Source organism: Pseudomonas sp. CGJS7 (assembly GCF_036961695.1).
This window is the reverse complement of the sequence record NZ_JBAMDI010000041.1, coordinates 1-17,185: the sequence shown is the minus strand read 5'-3', so window position 1 is coordinate 17,185 and position 17,185 is coordinate 1. Positions and strand designations below refer to the sequence as shown.

The window sequence follows — 17,185 nt, the reverse complement described above, 5'->3', positions numbered from 1 at the left end:
CGCAAAAAGATTGATGCTTGAATTAGAAGCGGTAGTGCGAGAACGCTTTGTTGGCTTCAGCCATACGGTGAACGTCTTCACGCTTCTTGACTGCAGCACCCTTGCCTTCGGCAGCATCCAGCAGTTCGCCGGCCAGACGCAGAGCCATCGACTTCTCGCCGCGCTTGCGGGCGTAGTCTACGAGCCAGCGCATTGCCAGAGCGTTACGACGGGATGGACGAACTTCAACCGGGACCTGGTAAGTGGCACCGCCGACACGACGGGACTTTACTTCGACCAGCGGAGCGATGGCGTCGAGAGCTTTCTCGAAGATTTCCAGGGGGTCGCTGTTCTTGCGTGCTTTGACGGTATCCAGGGCACCGTAAACGATGCGCTCGGCTACGGCCTTCTTGCCGCTTTCCATCACGTGGTTCATGAACTTCGCGAGAATCTGGGATCCGTACTTCGGATCGTCAAGGATCTCACGTTTTGCTGCTACACGACGTCTTGGCATGATAAGCCCTCAAACGGTCTTCAGGTTAGCCCGGGACCAGGTCATTCGACCCACGCCCGACCTTACTCTTATCGACTCAAAAAAATGGATGTCTGCAAACGACCGATTACTTCGGACGCTTGGTACCGTACTTCGAACGACCCTGGTTACGGCCTTTAACGCCCGAAGTATCCAGAGAGCCGCGAACGGTGTGGTAACGAACACCTGGCAAGTCTTTTACACGGCCGCCACGAATCAGGACGACGCTGTGCTCTTGCAGGTTGTGGCCTTCACCACCGATGTACGAGGAAACCTCGAAACCGTTGGTCAGACGCACACGGCATACTTTACGCAGTGCCGAGTTAGGTTTTTTCGGCGTGGTGGTGTACACACGGGTGCACACGCCACGACGCTGCGGGCAGTTCTGCAGCGCAGGAACGTCGGACTTCTCGACCGAACGCTTACGCGGCTGACGTACCAGCTGGTTGATAGTTGCCATCTACTAGCTCCACTGATTGTCTTGCGACTCTATTGTCTTGCAAGAAAGCCAAAAATTGGCGAGACGGAGCCTCACCAAATTTAAGGGTACAAAAGTCTAAAGAGGATCTTGCACCCAGTCAAGACGAGGCCCCGGCCCTCCCCGCCCGATCATCGGCAACATTTCATGTCGCCGATGATCGCCCGAGGCTTGCCGGGGCCTTGCCCTGTACTTAATTACCGCTGGAATTCAGCGCTTCGGTCAGTGCAGCTTCCACTTCACTGGCGCTTACACGCAGCGGTTTGTCGGCATCACGGCGACGCTTGCGCTCGCTGTGGTAGGCCAGACCAGTACCGGCCGGGATCAGACGACCCACGACCACGTTCTCTTTCAGACCGCGCAGGTAGTCGCGCTTGCCGGTTACCGCCGCTTCGGTCAGTACGCGGGTTGTTTCCTGGAAGGAAGCCGCGGAGATGAACGACTCGGTGGACAGCGAGGCCTTGGTGATACCCAGCAGCACTCGGGTGAACTTGGAGATGAACTTGTCCTCGCTAGCGAGACGCTCGTTCTCTACCAGCACCTGGGTCAGTTCCATCTGGTCGCCCTTGATGAAGCTGGAATCGCCCGACTCGGAGATCTCAACCTTGCGCAGCATCTGACGCAGAATGGTCTCGATGTGCTTGTCGTTGATCTTCACGCCTTGCAGACGGTAAACGTCCTGGATCTCGTTGACGATGTACTTCGCCAGCGCACTCACACCCAGCAGACGCAGGATGTCATGCGGATCGCTCGGGCCGTCGGAGATAACTTCGCCGCGGTTTACCTGCTCACCTTCGAAGACGTTCAGGTGGCGCCACTTCGGAATCAGCTCTTCGTACGGTTCGCTACCGTCGGTCGGAGTGATCACCAGGCGACGCTTGCCCTTGGTCTCTTTACCGAATGCGATGGTGCCGCTGACTTCAGCCAGAATCGAGGCTTCTTTCGGACGACGCGCTTCGAACAGGTCGGCAACGCGTGGCAGACCACCGGTAATGTCACGGGTCTTCGACGTCTCTTGCGGGATACGCGCGATAACGTCACCAACACCGATCTGAGCACCGTCAGCCACACCGACAAGGGCGTTGGCCGGCAGGAAGTACTGGGCAGGTACATCAGTACCTGGCAGGTACAGGTCCTTGCCTGCAGCATCGACCATCTTGATTGCTGGACGGATTTCCTTGCCTGCGGCAGGGCGATCCTTGACGTCCAGTACTTCAATGTTGGTCAAGCCGGTCAGTTCGTCGGTCTGACGCTTGATGGTGATGTTTTCTTCCATGCCCACGAAGGTCACGGTACCTTTCAGCTCGGTAACGATCGGGTGGGTGTGCGGGTCCCACTTGGCGACGATGGCGCCAGCTTCGACCTTTTCACCTTCCTTGACCGAAATCACCGCACCGTAAGGCAGCTTGTAGCGCTCACGCTCACGACCGAACTCGTCAGCAATCGCCAACTCACCCGAACGCGATACGGCAACCAGGTTACCGTCGGCACGCTCAACCTGCTTCAGGTTGTGCAGACGCACCATACCGCCATTCTTAACCTGGACGCTGTCGGCAGCCGAGGTACGGCTTGCAGCACCACCGATGTGGAACGTACGCATGGTCAGCTGGGTACCCGGCTCACCGATCGACTGGGCAGCGATAACGCCGACAGCCTCACCGATGTTCACCTGGTGACCACGAGCCAGATCACGACCGTAGCACTTGGCGCAAATGCCGTAGCGGGTTTCGCAGTTGATCGGCGAACGCACGATCACTTCGTCGATGCTGTTCAGCTCGATGAACTCGACCCACTGCTCGTCGACCAAGGTACCGGCCGGAACGATAACGTCCTCGGTGCCTGGCTTGAACACGTCACGGGCGATGACACGACCCAATACACGCTCACCCAGTGGCTCTACAACGTCGCCGCCTTCGATGTGTGGCGTCATCACCAGGCCCTGATCGGTGCCGCAGTCGATCTCGGTCACTACCAGATCCTGGGCAACGTCCACCAGACGACGAGTCAGGTAACCGGAGTTAGCGGTTTTCAGTGCGGTATCCGCCAGACCCTTACGAGCACCGTGAGTCGAGATGAAGTACTGAAGTACGCTCAGACCTTCACGGAAGTTCGCGGTGATCGGCGTCTCGATGATGGAGCCGTCCGGCTTGGCCATCAGACCACGCATACCGGCCAGCTGACGGATCTGGGCTGCGGAACCCCGCGCACCCGAGTCAGCCATCATGTACATCGAGTTGAAGGACTCTTGCTCGACTTCCTTGCCTTCGCGGTCGATGACCTTCTCTTTCGAGAGGTTGGCCATCATCGCCTTGGACACTTCGTCGTTCGCCTTCGACCACAAGTCGATGACCTTGTTGTACTTCTCGCCCTGGGTTACCAGGCCGGAGGCGTACTGGCTCTCGATTTCCTTCACTTCGTCGGTAGCGTTACCGATGATGCGGGCTTTCTCGTCCGGGATAACGAAGTCGTTAACACCGATGGAAACGCCGGAAATGGTCGAGTATGCGAAACCGGTGTACATCAGTTGGTCGGCGAAGATAACGGTCTCTTTCAGACCAACCACGCGGTAGCACTGGTTGATCAGCTTGGAGATCGCCTTTTTCTTCATCGGCTGGTTGACCACGTCATACGGCAGACCTGCCGGCACAACCTGGAACAGCAGCGCACGGCCGACGGTGGTGTCGACGATGCGGGTGTTCTTGACCACCGAGCCATCACGCTCTTTCACGGTTTCGTTGATACGAACCTTGATTTTCGCGTGCAGGGCGGCTTCGCCGGCGCGGAATACGCGGTCGACTTCCTGCAGGTCGGCGAACACGCGACCTTCGCCCTTGGCATTGATGGCTTCCCGGGTCATGTAGTACAGACCCAGTACAACGTCCTGCGACGGAACGATGATTGGCTCACCGTTGGCTGGCGACAGGATGTTGTTGGTCGACATCATCAGCGCACGCGCTTCGAGCTGGGCTTCCAGGGTCAGCGGCACGTGAACGGCCATCTGGTCACCGTCGAAGTCGGCGTTGTACGCAGCACAGACCAGCGGGTGCAGCTGAATAGCCTTACCTTCGATCAGTACGGGTTCAAACGCCTGGATACCCAGACGGTGAAGGGTCGGTGCACGGTTGAGCAGTACGGGGTGTTCGCGAATCACTTCAGCGAGAACGTCCCACACCTCTGGCAGCTCGCGCTCGACCATCTTCTTGGCAGCCTTGATGGTGGTCGCCAGACCACGCATTTCCAGCTTGCCGAAAATGAACGGCTTGAACAGCTCGAGGGCCATCTTCTTCGGCAGACCGCACTGGTGCAGACGCAGGGTCGGACCTACGGTAATTACCGAACGGCCGGAGTAGTCAACACGCTTACCGAGCAAGTTCTGACGGAAGCGACCTTGCTTACCTTTGATCATGTCGGCCAGGGACTTCAGCGGACGCTTGTTCGAGCCAGTGATGGCGCGACCACGACGGCCGTTGTCCAGCAGAGCGTCAACCGCTTCCTGCAGCATGCGCTTTTCGTTGCGCACGATGATGTCCGGCGCCGACAGATCCAGCAGGCGCTTCAGACGGTTGTTACGGTTGATCACCCGACGATACAGGTCGTTCAGGTCGGAAGTCGCGAAACGGCCACCATCCAGCGGAACCAGCGGACGCAGGTCCGGCGGCAGCACTGGCAGGACGGTCAGGACCATCCACTCAGGCAGGTTGCCCGAGCCCTGGAAAGCTTCCATCAGCTTCAGACGCTTGGAAAGCTTCTTGATCTTGGTTTCCGAGTTGGTCTGCGGAATTTCTTCGCGCAGGCGGCCGATCTCGTGCTCCAGGTCGATAGCGTGCAGCAGCTCGCGGACAGCCTCGGCACCCATACGGGCATCGAAGTCGTCACCGAACTCTTCCAGCGCTTCGAAGTACTGCTCGTCGTTCAGCAGCTGGCCCTTTTCCAGGGTAGTCATGCCCGGGTCGATAACGACATAGCTCTCGAAGTAGAGCACGCGCTCGATATCACGCAGGGTCATGTCCATCAGCAGGCCGATACGGGACGGCAGCGACTTCAGGAACCAGATGTGGGCAACCGGCGAGGCCAGCTCGATGTGCGCCATGCGCTCACGACGAACCTTCGCCAGGGCAACTTCAACGCCGCACTTCTCGCAGATTACGCCGCGGTGCTTGAGGCGCTTGTACTTGCCGCACAGGCACTCGTAGTCCTTGACTGGGCCAAAGATCTTGGCGCAGAACAGGCCGTCACGCTCAGGCTTGAACGTACGGTAGTTGATGGTTTCCGGCTTCTTAACTTCACCGAACGACCACGAACGGATCATTTCAGGCGACGCCAGACCGATGCGGATGGCGTCGAACTCTTCGACTTGACCCTGGTTTTTCAGCAAATTCAGTAGGTCTTTCAAGGCCTTTCCTCCTGGCGGAGCAGGGAGCGGGCATTACCTGCCCCACTCCCCTTCGCGTCACGTGTTATTCGGTTTCCAGATCGATATCGATACCGAGCGAACGGATCTCTTTGATCAACACGTTGAAGGACTCGGGCATGCCCGGCTCCATACGGTGATCGCCATCCACGATGTTCTTGTACATCTTGGTACGGCCGTTCACGTCGTCCGACTTCACTGTGAGCATTTCTTGCAGGGTGTATGCCGCGCCGTATGCTTCCAGCGCCCACACTTCCATCTCCCCGAAACGCTGACCACCGAACTGCGCCTTACCACCCAGCGGCTGCTGGGTAACCAGGCTGTAGGAACCAGTGGAACGCGCGTGCATCTTGTCGTCCACCAAGTGGTTCAGCTTGAGCATGTACATGTAACCAACGGTCACAGGACGCTCGAACTTGTTGCCGGTACGGCCGTCGAACAGCACCATCTGGCCGCTCTCTGGCAGGTCGGCCAGTTTCAGCATGGCCTTGATCTCGCGTTCCTTGGCACCATCGAAGACCGGGGTAGCCATCGGCACGCCTTTCTTCAGGTTGTTAGCCAGGGCCAGGATCTCTTCGTCGGTGAATTCGTCGAGATTTTCCTGACGACCGCCGATCTCGTTGTAGACCTCGGTCAGGAACACGCGCAGCTCAGCGGCTTTACGCTGCTCTTCGAGCATGCGGTCGATCTTCTCGCCCAGACCCTTGGCCGCGAGGCCCAGGTGGGTTTCAAGGATCTGACCAACGTTCATACGCGAAGGTACACCCAGCGGGTTCAGTACGACGTCAACCGGAGTACCGTTGGCATCGTGCGGCATGTCTTCAACCGGCATGATGACCGAGACGACACCCTTGTTACCGTGACGACCGGCCATCTTGTCACCCGGCTGGATGCGGCGGCGGATTGCCAGGTAAACCTTGACGATCTTCAGTACGCCCGGTGCCAGGTCATCGCCCTGCTGCAGCTTGCGCTTCTTGTCTTCGAACTTGTCGTCCAGCAGACGGCGACGGTCGACGATGTACTGCTGAGCCTTTTCCAGCTGCTCGTTCAGTGCATCTTCAGCCATGCGCAGTTTGAACCACTGGCCGTGCTCCAGACCGTCCAGCACCTCGTCAGTGATCACGGTGCCTTTCTTCAGGCCTGCACCACCATCAACCACCTGGCCGTTCAGAGCAGAACGCAGACGCTCGAAGGTTGCACCTTCAACAATGCGGAACTCTTCGTTGAGGTCTTTGCGGATCTCGTCGAGCTGCATCTTCTCGATGGCCAGCGCGCGGCTATCGCGCTCCACGCCATCACGGGTGAAGACCTGTACGTCGATGACAGTACCCTTGGTGCCGGTTGGCACACGCAGGGAGGTGTCCTTAACGTCGCTGGCCTTCTCACCGAAGATTGCGCGCAGCAGTTTTTCTTCCGGAGTCAGCTGGGTTTCGCCTTTTGGCGTGACCTTGCCAACCAGGATGTCGCCAGCGCCAACTTCAGCACCTACGTAAACGATACCGGCTTCGTCCAGCTTGTTCAGTGCGGCTTCACCCACGTTCGGGATGTCCGCAGTGATTTCCTCTGGGCCGAGCTTGGTGTCACGCGCCACACAGGTCAGTTCCTGAATGTGGATGGTGGTGAAGCGATCTTCCTGAACAACACGCTCGGACAGGCAGATGGAGTCTTCGAAGTTGAAGCCGTTCCACGCCATGAACGCGATGCGCATGTTCTGACCCAGAGCCAGCTCACCCATGTCGGTGGACGGGCCGTCGGCCATGATGTCACCACGCTGAACCTTGTCACCCTTGCTCACCAGCGGACGCTGGTTGATGCAGGTGTTCTGGTTCGAACGGGTGTACTTGGTCAGGTTGTAGATATCCACACCCGCTTCGCCGGTTTCCACTTCGTCGTCGGCAACGCGAACAACGATACGGCTGGCGTCGACCGAGTCGATCACACCACCGCGGCGAGCAACCACGCAGACACCGGAGTCACGGGCAACGTTGCGCTCCATGCCGGTACCTACCAGCGGCTTGTCGGCACGCAGGGTCGGTACAGCCTGACGCTGCATGTTCGAACCCATCAACGCACGGTTGGCGTCGTCGTGCTCGAGGAACGGAATCAGCGACGCTGCAACGGAAACAACCTGCTTCGGCGAAACATCCATCAGGGTGACGTCTTCCGGCGCCTTGACGGTGAATTCGTTCAGGTGACGAACTGCTACCAGCTCATCGATCAGTTGCTTCTTGTCGTTCATCGCGGCCGAAGCCTGTGCGATAACGTGATCTGCCTCTTCGATTGCCGACAGGAACACGATGTCGTCGCTGACAACGCCTTCCTTCACCACGCGGTACGGGCTTTCCAGGAAGCCGTACTGGTTGGTGCGGGCGTAGGCCGCCAGGGAGTTGATCAGACCGATGTTCGGACCTTCAGGGGTCTCGATCGGGCACACACGGCCATAGTGGGTCGGGTGTACGTCACGGACTTCGAAGCCGGCACGCTCACGGGTCAGACCGCCAGGGCCGAGTGCGGAGACGCGGCGCTTGTGGGTAATCTCCGAGAGAGGGTTGTTCTGGTCCATGAACTGGGACAGCTGGCTGGAACCGAAGAACTCTTTCACCGCTGCCGCTACCGGCTTGGCGTTGATCAGGTCTTGCGGCATCAGGCCTTCGCTTTCCGCCATCGACAGGCGTTCCTTGACCGCGCGCTCGACACGCACCAGGCCAACGCGGAACTGGTTCTCGGCCATCTCGCCGACGCAACGTACGCGACGGTTACCCAGGTGGTCGATGTCGTCGACGATGCCTTTGCCGTTACGGATATCGACCAGGGTCTTCAGAACCTCGACGATGTCTTCCTTGCTCAGCACGCCCGAACCCTCGATCTCGGTACGACCGATACGACGGTTGAACTTCATGCGGCCTACGGCGGACAGATCGTAACGCTCGGCACTGAAGAACAGGTTGTTGAACAGGGTCTCGGCTGCGTCCTTGGTTGGCGGCTCGCCTGGACGCATCATGCGGTAGATCTCGACCAGCGCTTCCAGTTGGTTGCTGGTGGTATCGATCTTCAGAGTGTCAGAGATGAACGGACCGCAATCGATGTCGTTGGTGTACAGGGTCTCGATACGGACAACCTGCGCCTTGGCGACCTTGATCAGCAGCTCCGTAGTCATCTCGGTGTTGCATTCGGCGAGAATTTCGCCGGTAGCCGGATGCACGATAGCCTTGGCGGTAGTGCGGCCCAGGACGTATTCCATTGGAACGTCCAGTTGCTTGACGCCGGCCTTCTCGAGCTGGTTGATGTGGCGCGCGGTAATACGGCGGCCTTGCTCGACGATGACTTTGCCGGTTTCGTCATGGATGTCCATGACTGCAACTTCACCACGCAGACGCTGCGGTACCAGTTCCAGGCTGAGTTTTTCGCCGGAAATGTGGAACACGTTGGTGGTGTAGAAGGTGTTCAGCACTTCTTCAGTGCTGTAACCCAGGGCGCGCAGCAGCACCGAGGCCGGCAGTTTGCGGCGACGGTCGATACGCACGAACACGCAGTCCTTCGGGTCGAACTCGAAGTCCAGCCAGGAACCGCGGTAAGGGATGATGCGAGCGGAGTACAGCAGCTTGCCCGAGCTGTGGGTCTTGCCACGGTCGTGGTCGAAGAACACACCAGGCGAACGGTGCAGCTGGGAAACGATCACACGCTCGGTACCGTTGATAACGAAGGTACCGTTCTCAGTCATCAGGGGGATTTCACCCATGTAGACTTCTTGCTCTTTGATGTCCTTGATCGCTTTGTTCGACGATTCCTTGTCGAAGATGATCAGGCGCACCTTGACCCGCAGTGGGACCGCGAAGGTCACGCCACGCAGGACACATTCCTTCACATCGAAGGCGGGTTCGCCCAGGCGATAGCCTACGTACTCCAGGGCAGCATTGCCGGAGTAGCTGATGATCGGGAATACCGATTTGAAGGCCGCGTGCAGGCCGACGTCGCGGAAGTGATCCTTGGATGCTCCCGCTTGCAGGAATTCGCGATACGAATCCAGCTGGATGGCCAGGAGGTAAGGCACATCCATGACGTCCGGCAACTTGCTAAAGTCCTTGCGGATACGTTTTTTCTCAGTGTATGAGTAAGCCATCAGCGTTCCCCAGCTTGGTCACCTGCTTGTTTGGCTTCTCCCGGCGGGAGCAGCCAGAAAATCGTGCAAACCCCTTGGTTTGCGCCACCCACATGGGTGTCTTGCAGCTCGTTATCGGGACCGGCCTGACCGGCCACCAATAACGGAAAAAGGCCGGTGGCATAAGCCACCAGCCATCAGCCTTTCGCTCAACGCTCAGGCTGGCATCGCAAGGTCGAGATTACTTCAGCTCGACTTTAGCGCCTGCTTCTTCCAGCTTCTTCTTAGCGTCTTCAGCGGCTTCTTTCGAAACGCCTTCAGCTACAACCTGAGGAGCGCCATCGACTTTCTCTTTGGCTTCTTTCAGGCCCAGACCGGTCAGTTCGCGAACGGCCTTGATCACGTTCACTTTCTTGTCGCCGGCTTCAACCAGAACAACGTTGAACTCGGTCTGCTCTTCAACAACGGCAGCAGCAGCAGCTGGGCCAGCAGCGGCAACAGCAGCGGTAACGCCGAAGGTTTCTTCCATTGCTTTGATCAGCTCAACAACTTCCAGAACGGTTTTCTGGCCGATTGCTTCGATGATTTGTTCGTTAGTCAGAGACATGACTTAAATCCTGTATTGGGGTGACAGCCTACGCAGCCATCAAATTAAACGTATGATTTTGAAAGAATTCGCGCGCCTTAGGCGGCGGTAGCTTCTTTCTGGTCGCGAATGGCTGCCAGAGTACGAGCCAGCTTGCTGGTGGCGCCTTGAATAACGCTCATCAGTCGTGCAATAGCTTCGTCGCGGGTCGGCAGGGTAGCCAACACGTCGATCTGGTTCGCTGCAATGAAATTGCCGTCAAACGCAGCTGCCTTGATCTCGAACTTGTCCTGACCCTTGGCGAACTCTTTGAACAGACGAGCAGCAGCGCCCGGGTGTTCGTTGGAGAAAGCAATCAGGGTCGGGCCTTTGAACGCGTCGTTGAGGATCGAGAATTCGGTGCCTTCAACAGCGCGCTTGAGCAGGGTATTACGCACTACACGTACGTATACGCCAGCTTCGCGGGCCTCTTTACGGAGTCCGGTCATTGCGCTTACAGTCACACCACGGGCATCAGCCACGACAGCGGACAGAGCGACTTTGGCAGCCTCGTTGACTTCAGCGACGATGGCCTTCTTGTCTTCGAGTTTAATTGCCACGGGTTTACTCCTGGTTTTTACCGTTTCATCTGGCCGAGGCCGGATGTCGTTTTGGTGTCTGATTCGGTAACGAATCGGGAGCACCATCTGCGTGGGCTGATGTTTTAAGGCTTGCGCCGCCTACGGTCTTGGATAGCCCCCGCCAGGCAGGGACCCCAATTTTTGCTGGCGGCGCGACTGGTCGCGCCGCCATGTTCTTACACGTTCAGCGAGCTCTGATCGATGACCAGACCTGGGCCCATGGTGGTGCTCAGGGTAACGCGCTTAACGTAGATACCTTTCGAGGAAGCTGGCTTGATACGCTTCAGGTCAGCGATCAGGGCTTCAACGTTTTCCTTCAGCTTGTCAGCTTCAAAGCCGATCTTGCCAACGGAGGTGTGGATGATACCGTTTTTGTCGGTACGGTAGCGAACCTGACCAGCCTTGGCGTTTTTCACGGCAGTGGCTACGTCTGGGGTCACGGTACCAACTTTCGGGTTAGGCATCAGGCCGCGAGGACCCAGAACCTGACCCAGCTGACCTACAACGCGCATGGCATCAGGCGATGCGATAACGACGTCATAGTTCAGGTCGCCGCCTTTCATTTCGGCAGCCAGATCGTCCATACCTACGCGATCAGCGCCGGCAGCCAGAGCAGCTTCAGCAGCTGGACCCTGGGTGAAGACAGCAACGCGAACGGTCTTGCCAGTGCCGTGTGGCAGCACGGTAGCGCTACGTACGACCTGGTCGGATTTACGCGGGTCAACACCGAGGTTAACGGCGATGTCGTAGGACTCGACGAACTTGGCAGCAGGCAGCGAGGCCAGCAGAGTTGCCGCTTCTTCGAAGTTGTAGGCCTTGCCTGCTTCGATTTTCTCGGCGATTGCCTTTTGGCGTTTGGTCAGCTTAGCCATTACACACCCTCCACGTTCAGGCCCATGCTGCGGGCAGAGCCAGCGATGGTGCGTACAGCAGCGTCCAGGTCAGCGGCAGTCAGGTCAGCCTGTTTGGCTTTCGCGATGTCTTCCAACTGAGCACGGGTAACGGTACCGACTTTAACGGTGTTCGGGCGAGCCGAACCACTGGTCAGGCCAGCAGCTTTCTTCAGCAGAACCGAGGCAGGGGTGCTCTTGGTCTCGAAGGTGAAGCTACGGTCGCTGTAGACAGTGATGATCACTGGAGTCGGCAGGCCGGCTTCTTGACCCTGGGTACGGGCGTTGAAGGCCTTGCAGAATTCCATGATGTTCACACCATGTTGACCCAGAGCTGGACCAACGGGTGGGCTTGGGTTGGCCTGGCCGGCCTTAACTTGCAGCTTGATGTAAGCCTGAATCTTCTTAGCCATGAGCTACTCCAAAATCGGGTACGAACGCCTGATGGCTCCCCGGATGACTTGCGTTTTATCCCAGTGACGACAAAACCCCGCAGCACACAGGGCTGCGGGGTATGGGATGCTTCGTCCGCCTAGACCTTTTCGACCTGGCTGAACTCGAGCTCCACCGGAGTAGAGCGACCGAAAATGAGCACCGCAACCTGCAGGCGACTCTTTTCGTAGTTAACTTCTTCGACACTACCATTGAAGTCAGCGAACGGACCATCAATGACTCGAACCACTTCACCTGGCTCGAACAGCGTCTTGGGCTTCGGCTTATCGCTACCGTCGGCAACGCGACGCAGGATGGCCTCAGCTTCTTTATCGGTAATCGGCGCAGGCTTGTCAGCAGTACCGCCAATAAAGCCCATCACGCGAGGGGTGTCCTTGACCAAGTGCCAAGTCCCTTCATTCATCTCCATCTGGACCAGTACATAGCCAGGGAAGAATTTACGCTCACTCTTGCGCTTCTGGCCGTTGCGCATTTCAACGACTTCTTCGGTCGGGACCAAGATCTCGCCGAAACCGTCTTCCATGCCAGCCAGCTTGACGCGCTCGATGAGGGAGCGCATTACATGCTTCTCGTAACCCGAGTAAGCATGCACAACATACCAACGCTTAGCCACGGGACACCTTTAGCCAACGATCAAGGAGACCGCCCAGCCGAGCAGGGAATCGAGCCCCCACAGCAGCAGTGCCATAACCAGCACGACAGCCACGACAATCAGCGTGGTCTGGGTGGTTTCCTGGCGGGTCGGCCACACGACTTTACGAATCTCGGTACGAGCTTCCTTCGCCAGCGCAAAGAACGACTTGCCCTTCGCAGTCTGCAGAGCTACAAAGCCCGCGACAGCAGCAAGGACGAGAAGCACAAGAACGCGATACAGGATTGGAGAGCCGGAGTAATATTGATTACCCACAACACCAACAACCACCAAAGCCACTACAGCCAGCCACTTGAACAGATCAAAACGCGATTCTTGGGCTTCAGTTTTGGGGGTCATCGAGGAGGATCCTGTAAGAAGAAAGCCATCACACCGAGGTGAAATGGCAGGTCAGGAGGGAATCGAACCCCCAACCTACGGTTTTGGAGACCGTCGCTCTGCCAATTGAGCTACTGACCTGTAACGCTGTATCAGGCCGGCCATTATACCGGCCTGATCAAGTAAATCAACTACTTATTCAATAATTTTTGCTACGACGCCGGCGCCGACGGTACGACCGCCTTCACGGATAGCGAAGCGCAGACCGTCTTCCATTGCGATGGTCTTGATCAGGGTAACAGTCATCTGAATGTTGTCACCTGGCATTACCATTTCAACGCCTTCCGGCAGTTCGCAGTTACCGGTCACGTCAGTGGTACGGAAGTAGAACTGTGGACGGTAGCCTTTGAAGAACGGAGTGTGACGGCCGCCTTCTTCCTTCGACAGGACGTAGACTTCTGCGGTGAACTTGGTGTGCGGCTTGACCGAACCTGGCTTGACCAGAACCTGGCCACGCTCGACGTCGTCACGCTTGGTGCCACGCAGCAGAACGCCGCAGTTCTCGCCAGCACGACCTTCGTCCAGCAGTTTGCGGAACATCTCAACACCGGTGCAGGTGGTGGTGGTGGTGTCACGCAGACCAACGATTTCCAGCGGATCCTGAACGCGGACGATACCACGCTCGATACGACCGGTAACAACGGTACCACGACCCGAGATCGAGAATACGTCTTCGATCGGCATCAGGAACGGCTGGTCGATGGCACGAACTGGCTCAGGAATGTAGCTATCCAGAGTCTCTACCAGCTTCTTGACAGCGGTAGTGCCCATCTCGTTGTCGTCTTTGCCTTCCAGGGCCATACGAGCGGAACCGATGATGATCGGAGTGTCGTCGCCTGGGAAGTCGTAGGTGGACAGCAGGTCGCGAACTTCCATCTCGACCAGTTCCAGCAACTCAGCGTCGTCTACCAGGTCAGCCTTGTTCAGGAAGACCACGATGTACGGAACGCCTACCTGACGGGACAGCAGGATGTGCTCACGGGTTTGCGGCATCGGACCATCGGCGGCCGAGCAAACCAGGATCGCGCCGTCCATCTGGGCAGCACCGGTGATCATGTTCTTCACGTAGTCAGCGTGACCTGGGCAGTCAACGTGAGCGTAGTGACGAATGGTCGAGTTGTACTCGACGTGAGCGGTGTTGATGGTGATACCGCGCGCTTTTTCTTCCGGAGCCGAGTCGATCTTGTCGAACTCAACGATTGCCGAACCGAAAACTTCGGAGCAAACGCGAGTCAGAGCTGCGGTCAGAGTGGTCTTACCGTGGTCAACGTGGCCGATAGTGCCGACGTTAACGTGGGGAAGGGAACGATCAAACTTTTCCTTAGCCATCGATACAATCCTCCGCAGAAGAAATAGTCTTGCGCTGATAAAACAAAGGCAGATATTTTCATATCTGCCTTGTTTATATGGAGCTCTTGAGCGGACTTGAACCGCTGACCTCACCCTTACCAAGGGTGTGCTCTACCAACTGAGCTACAAGAGCGAAACACTTTGTGCAAAATCCGGCAAACTTGGAGCGGGTAGCGGGAATCGAACCCGCATCATCAGCTTGGAAGGCTGAGGTTCTACCACTAAACTATACCCGCGGAGCTTGCGGCTCTCGCTAAAACTGGTGGAGGGAGAAGGATTCGAACCTTCGAAGCTCTCGCAACGGATTTACAGTCCGTCCCCTTTGACCGCTCGGGAATCCCTCCAGATGTGGCCGGCATTCTATTTGTCTGCCGTCCTAGTGTCAAGCGTTTTTTCAAATTTTTTCAATCAAATCTGAAACTTAGCTGCTTTGACACCGCTTCCAGTTCTACCACCTGAGTGGTGTTCCCTGTGAAGCGGGCGCCATTCTATCAAGCTATTCGTCAGTTGCAATACCCTGGCAGAAAATAATTTTATGTTTTAAGTCTTTGAAATCATTGGAAAGAGCCAAGAGCACCGTTTGGTCCAGCAAACGCTCGCTTTCCGGAGCAACCTTGAGCCAGCGACCATCCGCCCCAGGCAGCTGTCCTGACACCGGCAAGGTGGCAATATCCAGACTCAGCAGGCGTTGACGCAGCGCATCCAACTGCTCCTGCCCCTTCACGCCACCGACCACCAGGCATTCATCACGACGCTTGGGCGGTGCCGACACACCTGTTTCACGCAACAGACGGATTTCTTGCTGATTCCCCTTGTACAGTGACAATGGGGCGACTTCCTTGACCTTCAGCGGGGCTTCCTGCTGATGCCATACGTAATAAAAGACGTTGAGCACCAGTAACAGCAGAAACAACCAGCGCATAGGCACCTCAATCCAATGGGCAGGCCATTGCCAGGCCAACGAAAACCAGGTCAGGCACGACCCGCGCCTGTGGTAGGGCCGCCCTCACCAGTGGCGCATCACCGCCAGTGAGGAACACGGTGAACTCCTCACCCCATAGCACACGAGCCTGCTCAAGCTGGGTGCAGGCAAAGCCCTGGAGCATCAATACGCAACCGCGCTCTACCGCTTCGACAGTCGAGCGACCTGGTGACAAGCTGCTCAATGCGCGCTCCGCGGAGGCGTCGTCATAGCGGATACGACGGGTGTGAGTGCGCAGCTGGCTACGCATCAATGGCATACCTGGGCAGATGTAGCCCCCAAGATGCTCGCCATCTGCAGAAACGAAGTCCGCTTTTGCCGCGGTACCCAGGTCAATCACCAGGCACGCACCCTTGGCCAGGTGAAATGCCCCCAACGCCGCCAGCCAACGATCCATACCCAGGCGCTGATAGTCGTCATAGCCATTGCGCACACCTGCCATTTCACGGACAGGGTGGGCAACCTTCGCCTGCACGGCAAATGCCTGAGCAATCAACGCGCAAAGCGCATCGGTCTCTTCTTCGCTGCGCACACTGACAATACGGCAACCCGTGAGACGCACTGAAGCGAGCGCAGCCACTTCCGCCACCAGCGCCTGATCGGAATCGACGATCCCACCACCTTCAATCACAGCATCGGCGACATGGATCACCCGCCACTTGATGAAGCTGTTACCGCAATCGAGCTCAAGAATCATCACGCAACCTCAAACTGAGCTCACCACCACTGAAGCTCTTTTCCATCCCGTCCACCTCAAGGCGCAAACCACCCTGCCCGTCGACGCCAAGAACCACGCCATCAATACGTGTACTACCAGCAACCAGCGATACATTGCGCCCCTGCCACAAGTGCGCCTGCTCCCACTCCTCCTGGAATGCGGCAAAGCCGTAGCGGCGATGGCGCGCCAATTCGTGCTGTAGCTGCTGACTTAGCAGCGCGACCAAGTGATTGCGATCTATGGCTGCACCAACCTCACGCCGCATAGAAGTCCACTGCTGATCGACCTGTTCGTTCACCTGCATGTTTACATTGATACCAATGCCTAGCACCACATGACAGACATCTGCAGGATCGCCTACCAATTCCAGGAGAATTCCGGTGATCTTCTGCCCACGTACCAACACATCGTTAGGCCATTTGAGGCCGACATCCTTTACACCGAACGCCTGCAAGGTGCGCATTACCGCCAACCCCACTACCAAGCTCAACCCCTCGAGCTGACGCATGCCTCCATCGACGCGCAGCACCAGGCTGTAATAGAGATTTTCAGCAAATGGGCTGACCCACTGCCGGCCGCGCCGACCGCGTCCGGCGCTCTGGCGCTCAGCCAGAACCAGGAATGGAGCCGCCTGCCCTTCACTGGCAAGGCGCAAGCCTTCGGCATTGGTCGAATCGATGGTTTCGTGGATGAATACCGGCCATTGTTCGCCCACGGCGAATCCGGCGATTGCCTGCGCCTCAAGCAACGCCAGTGGCGCGGCCAACTGGTAACCGCGCCCACGAACTTTGTGAATGGTGAGGTTCAGCTCACTTTCCAGATGCTGCAGCTGTTTCCAAACTGCGCTGCGACTCACCCCTAGGGCTGCCCCCAGAGCTTCTCCGGAATGGAACCGACCGTCCTTGAGGAGATTCAACAACTTCAGCATGCCAGTCTCGACTTGGAATAAGGCAGGCATGATAGCCATGGGCTGTTGGCTTGCATAGGAAAAGGGCCTGCAGGAAAGGCCGCGTATCGCAATCACAGGTAGGAGCATTGGCAAGGCCAGGCTTTTTAA

Annotated in this window: 14 protein-coding genes and 4 tRNA genes; all 18 read right to left on the bottom strand. The window is 57.4% G+C overall.

The window, feature by feature from the left end:
• Positions 1–22: 22 nt before the first annotated feature.
• The gene (gene rpsG / locus V7787_RS23435) at positions 23–493 is read right to left on the bottom strand and encodes a 30S ribosomal protein S7 (protein ID WP_003246741.1); all 471 of its coding nucleotides are present in this window, start codon (positions 491–493) and stop codon (positions 23–25) included.
• Between the two features lie 106 nt (positions 494–599).
• Positions 600–971, bottom strand: coding sequence for a 30S ribosomal protein S12 (gene rpsL / locus V7787_RS23430; RefSeq protein ID WP_003255492.1), 372 nt, complete (start codon positions 969–971; stop codon positions 600–602).
• Between the two features lie 211 nt (positions 972–1,182).
• Complete coding sequence (rpoC, locus tag V7787_RS23425) at positions 1,183–5,382, bottom strand: DNA-directed RNA polymerase subunit beta' (protein ID WP_010951774.1); 4,200 nt, start codon at positions 5,380–5,382, stop codon at positions 1,183–1,185.
• Between the two features lie 64 nt (positions 5,383–5,446).
• Entirely contained in the window at positions 5,447–9,520 is a 4,074-nt protein-coding gene (gene rpoB, locus V7787_RS23420; RefSeq protein WP_003255495.1) for a DNA-directed RNA polymerase subunit beta, read from the bottom strand.
• 220 nt (positions 9,521–9,740) lie between these two features.
• Positions 9,741–10,106 carry a 50S ribosomal protein L7/L12 gene (gene rplL / locus V7787_RS23415; protein WP_003255496.1) on the bottom strand — a complete coding sequence of 122 codons (366 nt, stop codon included), beginning with the start codon at positions 10,104–10,106 and terminating at the stop codon, positions 9,741–9,743.
• Between the two features lie 77 nt (positions 10,107–10,183).
• Positions 10,184–10,684, bottom strand: coding sequence for a 50S ribosomal protein L10 (rplJ, locus tag V7787_RS23410; protein WP_003255497.1), 501 nt, complete (start codon positions 10,682–10,684; stop codon positions 10,184–10,186).
• A gap of 197 nt (positions 10,685–10,881) precedes the next feature.
• Complete coding sequence (gene rplA, locus V7787_RS23405) at positions 10,882–11,577, bottom strand: 50S ribosomal protein L1 (protein ID WP_003255499.1); 696 nt, start codon at positions 11,575–11,577, stop codon at positions 10,882–10,884.
• Positions 11,577–12,008 carry a 50S ribosomal protein L11 gene (gene rplK, locus V7787_RS23400; RefSeq protein WP_003255500.1) on the bottom strand — a complete coding sequence of 144 codons (432 nt, stop codon included), beginning with the start codon at positions 12,006–12,008 and terminating at the stop codon, positions 11,577–11,579. The genes rplA and rplK overlap by 1 nt, the downstream gene beginning before the upstream one ends.
• Before the next feature lie 119 nt (positions 12,009–12,127).
• Positions 12,128–12,661 (bottom strand): transcription termination/antitermination protein NusG, encoded by a 534-nt coding sequence (nusG, locus tag V7787_RS23395; RefSeq protein ID WP_003255501.1) that lies wholly within the window; start codon positions 12,659–12,661, stop codon positions 12,128–12,130.
• A 9-nt stretch (positions 12,662–12,670) separates the two neighbouring features.
• Positions 12,671–13,039: a preprotein translocase subunit SecE gene (gene secE / locus V7787_RS23390; protein WP_010951773.1), complete on the bottom strand. Its 369-nt coding sequence runs from the start codon at positions 13,037–13,039 to the stop codon at positions 12,671–12,673.
• 44 nt (positions 13,040–13,083) lie between these two features.
• Positions 13,084–13,159 (bottom strand) — tRNA-Trp (locus V7787_RS23385).
• Positions 13,160–13,213: 54 nt separating this feature from the next.
• Positions 13,214–14,407 (bottom strand): elongation factor Tu, encoded by a 1,194-nt coding sequence (gene tuf, locus V7787_RS23380; RefSeq protein ID WP_003255489.1) that lies wholly within the window; start codon positions 14,405–14,407, stop codon positions 13,214–13,216.
• A 78-nt stretch (positions 14,408–14,485) separates the two neighbouring features.
• A tRNA-Thr gene (locus tag V7787_RS23375) sits at positions 14,486–14,561 on the bottom strand.
• Between the two features lie 29 nt (positions 14,562–14,590).
• A tRNA-Gly gene (locus V7787_RS23370) sits at positions 14,591–14,664 on the bottom strand.
• A 24-nt stretch (positions 14,665–14,688) separates the two neighbouring features.
• Positions 14,689–14,772: transfer RNA gene (locus tag V7787_RS23365), tRNA-Tyr, on the bottom strand.
• A gap of 152 nt (positions 14,773–14,924) precedes the next feature.
• Positions 14,925–15,350 (bottom strand): hypothetical protein, encoded by a 426-nt coding sequence (locus V7787_RS23360; protein ID WP_014589472.1) that lies wholly within the window; start codon positions 15,348–15,350, stop codon positions 14,925–14,927.
• Between the two features lie 7 nt (positions 15,351–15,357).
• Complete coding sequence (locus tag V7787_RS23355) at positions 15,358–16,107, bottom strand: pantothenate kinase (RefSeq protein WP_064490932.1); 750 nt, start codon at positions 16,105–16,107, stop codon at positions 15,358–15,360.
• A complete protein-coding gene (gene birA / locus V7787_RS23350; RefSeq protein WP_010951770.1) occupies positions 16,097–17,056 on the bottom strand; it encodes a bifunctional biotin--[acetyl-CoA-carboxylase] ligase/biotin operon repressor BirA in 960 nt (319 codons plus the stop codon). The genes V7787_RS23355 and birA overlap by 11 nt, the downstream gene beginning before the upstream one ends.
• Positions 17,057–17,185: the final 129 nt, after the last annotated feature.